The sequence below is a fragment of the Brevundimonas sp. UBA5713 genome, assembly GCF_002419815.1.
Classification (GTDB): Bacteria; Pseudomonadota; Alphaproteobacteria; order Caulobacterales; family Caulobacteraceae; genus Brevundimonas.
The window spans coordinates 1-6,026 of the sequence record NZ_DIGV01000032.1; the positions used below are offsets into that span (position 1 = coordinate 1).

Consider the following 6,026-nt stretch of genomic DNA (forward strand, 5'->3'; position numbering starts at 1 on the left):
GCCGATGCGGTGTTCATCGCCGTAGGCACACCGTCTCGCCGCGGCGACGGACATGCGGACCTGTCCTATGTCTATGCGGCCGCCGAAGAGATTGCCGACCTGATCGAAGGGTTCACCGTCATCGTCACCAAATCGACGGTGCCAGTGGGTACGGGCGACGAGATCGAGCGCATTATCCGCGCACGTCGTCCGGATGCGGACTTTGCGGTCGTGTCCAACCCCGAGTTTTTGCGCGAGGGGGCAGCCATTGATGATTTCAAACGCCCTGACCGCGTGGTGGTAGGCACCGACAGCGAGCGCGCCCGTTTGGTTATGTCCGAACTGTACCGTCCGTTGAATCTGAACGAGACGCCGGTTGTGTTTACGGGGCGACGCACGTCGGAACTGATCAAATATGCGGCCAACGCCTTTTTGGCGATGAAGATCACTTTCATCAACGAGATGGCCGATCTGTGCGAAGCGGTCGGTGCCGATGTGCAGCAGGTGGCAAAAGGCATCGGCCTTGATAACCGCATTGGCAGCAAATTCCTGCATGCCGGCCCGGGCTACGGCGGGTCATGCTTTCCTAAGGACACGCTGGCACTGGTGCGCACGGCAACCGATTTTGGCTCTCCGGTCCGGCTGATCGAAACCACCGTCGCGGTAAACGACGCGCGTAAAAAGGCCATGGCCGAGCGTGTCAGTCAGGCACTGGACCACGATCTACAGGGCAAGACCATCGCGGTGCTGGGACTGACGTTCAAGCCGAACACGGACGATATGCGCGATGCCCCGTCTTTGGATGTGGTGCCTGCGCTGTTGGCAAAGGGAGCCACGGTCAAGGCGTTTGATCCGGAGGGTATGAAGGAAGCGGCTCAACTGCTGCCGGATATCATCTATTGTGATGGGCCGTATCAGGCCGTTGAACAGGCCGATGCTGTGGTCATTCTGACCGAGTGGGACCAGTTCCGCGCTCTGGATCTGGATCGCATCAAGGCGTTGCTGCAGCAACCTGTGATGGTTGATCTGCGCAATATCTACAAGCCCGCGGCATTGGAGGCGAAGGGCTTCCGCTATGTCTCTATCGGCCGTCCGGCCAGCGCCTAGATATGCAAAAAGGGCGGGGCCGCGTGGCACCGCCCTTTCTTACTGGCCTGGGGCCCTGATCAGCCCGTGAACGGACGGATCAGGATTTCGACGCGGCGGTTCTGGGCCTTGCCGTCCGGCGTGTCATTGGAGGCGATCGGATTGCGCGAAGAGACGCCGGCCACGTACAGGCGCTCGCGGATCACACCGCGCTCGATCAAATAGGACGCAACCGAAGAGGCACGACGCTCGGACAGCGGTTGGTTGATGTGATCGCCGCCCGAAGAATCGGTGTGGCCGATCACGTCGACCATAGAGCGATCATATTCATTCAGAACGCGTGCGACATCGTCCAGAACGCTCAGGAAGCGGCTGTCGATGTTCGACTGGTTGGTGGCAAAGGTTACGTCCGACGGCATGCGCAGCACCAGGTTGTCACCCTGACGGGCCACACCCACGCCAGTGCCCGAAAGTTCGGCTTCCAATACGCGCTGCTGGCGGTCCATATATTGGCCCACGCCCGCACCGGCCAGTGCGCCGATGCCTGCGCCGATCAGGGCGTTCTTGCGGCCCTGTTCGCTGTTGTTGGTATTGGTCAGATAGCCCAGAACGGCCCCGCCCAGAGCGCCGGCAATGGCACCGGTGCCGGTGTTATTACGACGCGGAGCCGAGCTGTAAGGATCCGTGGTGGTGCAAGCTGTCGCCCCCAGCATGGCGGCTAGGCTGACCCCGATGATTGCAATCTTTGTGCGCATATCTGCACCTTCTTTGATGACGCTTGCTGCGAAACGGACCCGATCAATGCCGGTTCCTGTCTGTATCAAAGATGAACAACAAAACGTGCAAGCGTAAAAGGCTGCAACGGCTAAGCTTGAGCTGTGCATGAATGGCGACGGGGATTGCGACAGAGGCGCTCACTGCCCAAATAATGAGGGTAGGGCGGTTGCTGGCCATGGTGGCAGTGACGGCCCAGGCCGCCGTTTTAGGGGCCATGGAGACTGAATGATGAGCCGCCCGACTATTCCGTTCGACAGCCCGTTCCTGCTGGGATTTGATCAGACGCGGGCCTTGATAGACCGTGTTCAGCGCGCCGCGGGGGATTCTTACCCGCCCTATAATGTAGAGCGCATCGGTGACGATCTGGTTCGCATCACCGTCGCTGTGGCCGGATTCTCCAGCAGCGAACTGGATGTCACGCTTGAAGGTCGCCAACTGGTCATTACCGGAAAGCGCGAAGAGGCCGCTAAGCCCGAGGGCCAGTATCTGCACCGTGGCATTGCGGCACGGGGCTTCCAGCGAACCTTTGTACTGGCTGACGGGCTCGAGGTGTCAGGCTCGCGGCTACAGCACGGCTTGCTGCACGTCGATCTGGTGAAGCCTGATCAGGAAGCGGCCACGCGTCGTATTCCGATTTCCACTGACTAAGTGAGATGCTCCACAGGTCCGCAAGGGTGGAGCCTTTGAGAGAGGTGACCGTTTAGGTCTGTGTAAGGAGGCGGTTTCTATGACGCCTGGTATGACAAACAAGGACTTCAGCGCCCTGGGCGCTCCGGATCTGGTTTACATCCGTACCATCCGCGCTGGCGAGATTTTGGCCGACATCGATGATGATATCGATGTCGAACTGGACCCGAACCAGACCCTCTATGCCCTGCATGGAGCCGATGGCGAGCGGTTGGCCGTCATGCTGGACCGTGAGACAGCGGTGGCCGCCGCAGAGGCGCATGACATGGCACCGGTGTCGGTCCACTAACCCCATAAAAAAACGGGGCCCGGTTTCGGGCCCCGTTGCTATTGTGCGCTTTACCGGGCGTCAGGCGGCAGCGGCGCTGCCGGTCTGGACAAACAGGGCGCGCGCGCCGTCCACGGTCTGGATCTGGCGCAGGCGCTCGCGCAGTTCCGGCGAGCGCATAGCCCGCGAGACCACCGCCAGCGCCCGCAAATGCTCGGCCCCTGCGCTGGGCGGGGCCAGCAGGGCAAACAGCAGGTCCACCGGACGGTCGTCCAGTGCTTCATAGGCCACGGGCGCTTCGAGGCGCACGAAGACGCCACACACCTGCTCGACGCCTTCGACGCGAGCATGTGGTATGGCTACGCCATAGCCGAGACCTGTGGAGCCGAGGGCTTCACGCTCGAGCAGGGCTTCCAGCACCTTGGCAGAGTCTAGATTCAAGGTCTGGGCGGCCACCTCGGCGACGCATCCCAAAGCCTGACGTTTAGATGAAACAGCCCCGCGCAGGACGACTCCGTCCGGCACCAGTATATCTGCGATGTCCATCTCAGTTCCGATCAACGGCCCTTTAGGGCAAAGGGCGCGCGCCTTTTAGACGCTTCGCCCCAGTTGTGAAAGAAGCATAAGCCAGATTGATGATATTTACCGACTCAGGTTTTGCGAGCGGTCCGTTCCGGATCGACCCAACCCACATTGCCGTCAGGGCGGCGATACACCACTGACAGGCCGCCATGCGCGGCGTTACGGAACATGACGACAGGATAACCGGTCATGTCCAATTCGGCCACGGCGCGCCCGACAGTCAAAGTGCGAATCTCGGCTTCCGTCTCGGCAATTACCATTCCGACAGGCGGAGGGCCGTCGGTGTCGACCTCACCGAATTCTTCGTCTTCGACCTTATCGGGATTTTTGAAAATGGTGAGCGCAGCGACTTCGCGCGCGGCATTCTCTGTCTTCTCGGGCGACAGGCCTTTAGGACCGGCATAGTGGTCTTTCAGACGGCGCTTGTAGCGGCGAACCCGCTTTTCGAGCTTGTCCAGACTGTCGGAAAAGGCCGCGTGGGCATCACCGCCGGTGCCGGTTGTGACCAGAGACTGGCCGGATGCCAGACGCACCCAACAGTCCACACGAAAACCATACCCGTCTTTAGAGACTACGACCTCGGCGTCTTGGGCGCCTCGGGCAAAATATTTGCCGACTCCCTCTTCAAGTTCTTGAGAGATGCGCGAGCCTAACGCTTCGCCAACATCAACTTGTTTACCGGTGACCTGAATGTTCATAGCCATGGACATAGAACGCGGCTCTTCCGACTTGGTGTCAACGTCGATCACCGAAATGTGGTGAAGCTTCACCTTGTCGCAAGTGGGGTCTTAGGCCGCCTTGCGCTGGCGGCGACGCTCGACCGAGGACGGAATCCTCAAGGCTTCCCGATATTTGGCGACGGTGCGTCGGGCGATATCGATGCCTGCGTCCTGAAGGATTTCGACAATGCGATCGTCGCTCAGGATCTCGCCTGTAACATCTTCGGCATCGATCAGGCTCTTGATCCGGTAACGGACAGATTCGGCCGAGTGGGAGGCCCCGCCGTCCGATGACTGGATGGCGGCGGTGAAGAAGAATTTCAGTTCGAACACGCCGCGCGGGGTGGCGATGTATTTGTTGGCGGTCACGCGGCTGACGGTCGATTCGTGCATCTCGATAGCCTCGGCCACCACCTTCAGGGTCAGCGGGCGCAGGAACTCGACGCCGAAGGCCAGGAAGGCATCCTGTTGACGCACAATCTCGCTGGCCACCTTGAGAATGGTGCGGGCGCGCTGGTCCAGCGACTTCACCAGCCAGCTGGCTTGGGCTGCGCAATCGGCCACAAAGGTCTTTTCCGTATCGCCACGTGCACCGGCGCTGACATCGGCATGATAGCGTTTGTCGACTAGCAGGCGGGGCAGGGTGTCGCTGTTCAGCTCGACCTTCCAGCCACCGGCGGGATCGGCGCGCACATAGACGTCCGGTACAACGGTCTGGGCCGGTTCGCCGCCAAAGCCCGCGCCTGGTCGAGGCGTCAGAGCCTGAATCTCGGCGATCATGTCGATCAGATCATCCTGATCCACGCCGCACACCTTGCGCAAAGCAGACATGTCGCGGCGCGCCAACAGGTCCAGATTGTCCAACAAGGCGGCCATGGCGGGATCGAAGCGGTTGCGCTCTTCAAGCTGTAGACGCAGGCACTCGGCCACCGAGCGGGCCATAACGCCGGTGGGCTCGAACCCCTGACAGACCTTTAGCACCGTCTCGGCGCGCGCCGTTTCCACGCCCAACCGTTCGGCCACCTCGGCCAGATCGGCACGCAGATACCCGCCTTCGTCGACAGAATCGATCAGGGTCAGGGCAATCGCTTGATCGGCCGGCGACAGGCGGGCGGTCGGCACCTGCGCCTGCAAATGCTCCCACAGGGTCAGCTCATGTTCGTCAGGGCGTTCGAAGTCGCCTTCCGGCATGGCTCCGCCGCCGCGTACAGCCGACCAGTCGGATAGACCGGGCTGGGCATCGGTGGCGGTTTCGTTGCGCTCTCCAGGAGCGGCGTCATAGACGGCCTCTGCGGGCGCATCCAGCGCGCTGTGGGCCCCTTCGGCCACGCCATCGGTAAAGGACATTTCGGCGGCGTCATCGCCGCTGCTTGCCGCCTCGGACGGTGCGTCATCGACATCTTGGCGCGACAATAGGGGATTGCGCTCCAACTCGGCCTCGACGAAGGCCTCGAGTTCGAGATTGGACAGTTGCAGCAGTTTGATGGCCTGCTGGAGCTGGGGCGTGATAACCAGCCCCTGTCCCTGCCTGACCTCAAGCCTTTGCCCGATCAAGTTGACGTCCCCCGGATTCCTAGCGCCTGATTGTGGCGCGGAACTTGCTTAAGGCCAAGCTTGCAGCATAGCCGTTAACGTCCGGTGAGTCGCTGCGGGGAATGCAGCCCATGGTGGAGAAAATCGGCCTTAGCCGTACATCTCGCCCAGATAGGCGTTGCGCACCTCGGCGCTTTCGACCGCTTCGCGCGCCGTACCCTCGAACAGAACCGAGCCCGACGTCATGATCGACACGCGGTCGATGATATCCAGCGTCTCGCGCACATTATGGTCGGTGATCAATACGCCGATGCCCTGACCCGACAGATAGCGGATCACCGAGCGGATGTCGGCGATGGCCAAGGGATCGATACCGGCAAAGGGTTCATCCAGCA

Annotated in this window: 7 protein-coding genes and 1 pseudogene; 3 read left to right on the forward strand and 5 right to left on the reverse strand. The window is 61.1% G+C overall.

Annotated elements, in window-relative coordinates:
• On the forward strand, positions 1-1,086 hold a 1,086-nt coding region (locus B3B04_RS08260; RefSeq protein ID WP_292041825.1), incomplete at its 5' end, for a UDP-glucose dehydrogenase family protein.
• A 59-nt stretch (positions 1,087-1,145) separates the two neighbouring features.
• Here the strand turns inward: B3B04_RS08260 and B3B04_RS08265 are convergent.
• On the reverse strand, positions 1,146-1,820 hold the full coding sequence (locus tag B3B04_RS08265) for an OmpA family protein (RefSeq protein ID WP_292041828.1): 675 nt from the start codon (positions 1,818-1,820) through the stop codon (positions 1,146-1,148).
• 247 nt (positions 1,821-2,067) lie between these two features.
• Here B3B04_RS08265 and B3B04_RS08270 point away from each other — a divergent pair, with 247 nt between their 5' ends.
• Positions 2,068-2,490, forward strand: a complete 423-nt coding sequence (locus tag B3B04_RS08270) for an Hsp20 family protein (protein WP_409514415.1) — start codon at positions 2,068-2,070, stop codon at positions 2,488-2,490.
• A gap of 79 nt (positions 2,491-2,569) precedes the next feature.
• Positions 2,570-2,818 carry a DUF1150 family protein gene (locus tag B3B04_RS08275; protein ID WP_292041833.1) on the forward strand — a complete coding sequence of 83 codons (249 nt, stop codon included), beginning with the start codon at positions 2,570-2,572 and terminating at the stop codon, positions 2,816-2,818.
• 60 nt (positions 2,819-2,878) lie between these two features.
• Here B3B04_RS08275 and B3B04_RS08280 read toward each other — a convergent pair whose 3' ends face one another.
• The 4 genes and pseudogenes from B3B04_RS08280 to B3B04_RS08295 all read right to left on the reverse strand — a co-directional run.
• A complete protein-coding gene (locus B3B04_RS08280) occupies positions 2,879-3,343 on the reverse strand; it encodes a PTS sugar transporter subunit IIA (protein ID WP_292041835.1) in 465 nt (154 codons plus the stop codon).
• A gap of 104 nt (positions 3,344-3,447) precedes the next feature.
• Positions 3,448-4,077 (reverse strand): ribosome hibernation-promoting factor, HPF/YfiA family, encoded by a 630-nt coding sequence (gene hpf / locus B3B04_RS08285; RefSeq protein ID WP_292041978.1) that lies wholly within the window; start codon positions 4,075-4,077, stop codon positions 3,448-3,450.
• Between the two features lie 90 nt (positions 4,078-4,167).
• Complete coding sequence (gene rpoN, locus B3B04_RS08290) at positions 4,168-5,652, reverse strand: RNA polymerase factor sigma-54 (protein ID WP_292041837.1); 1,485 nt, start codon at positions 5,650-5,652, stop codon at positions 4,168-4,170.
• A gap of 129 nt (positions 5,653-5,781) precedes the next feature.
• Positions 5,782-6,026 (reverse strand): annotated as a pseudogene (locus B3B04_RS08295) (LPS export ABC transporter ATP-binding protein); the annotation flags it as partial.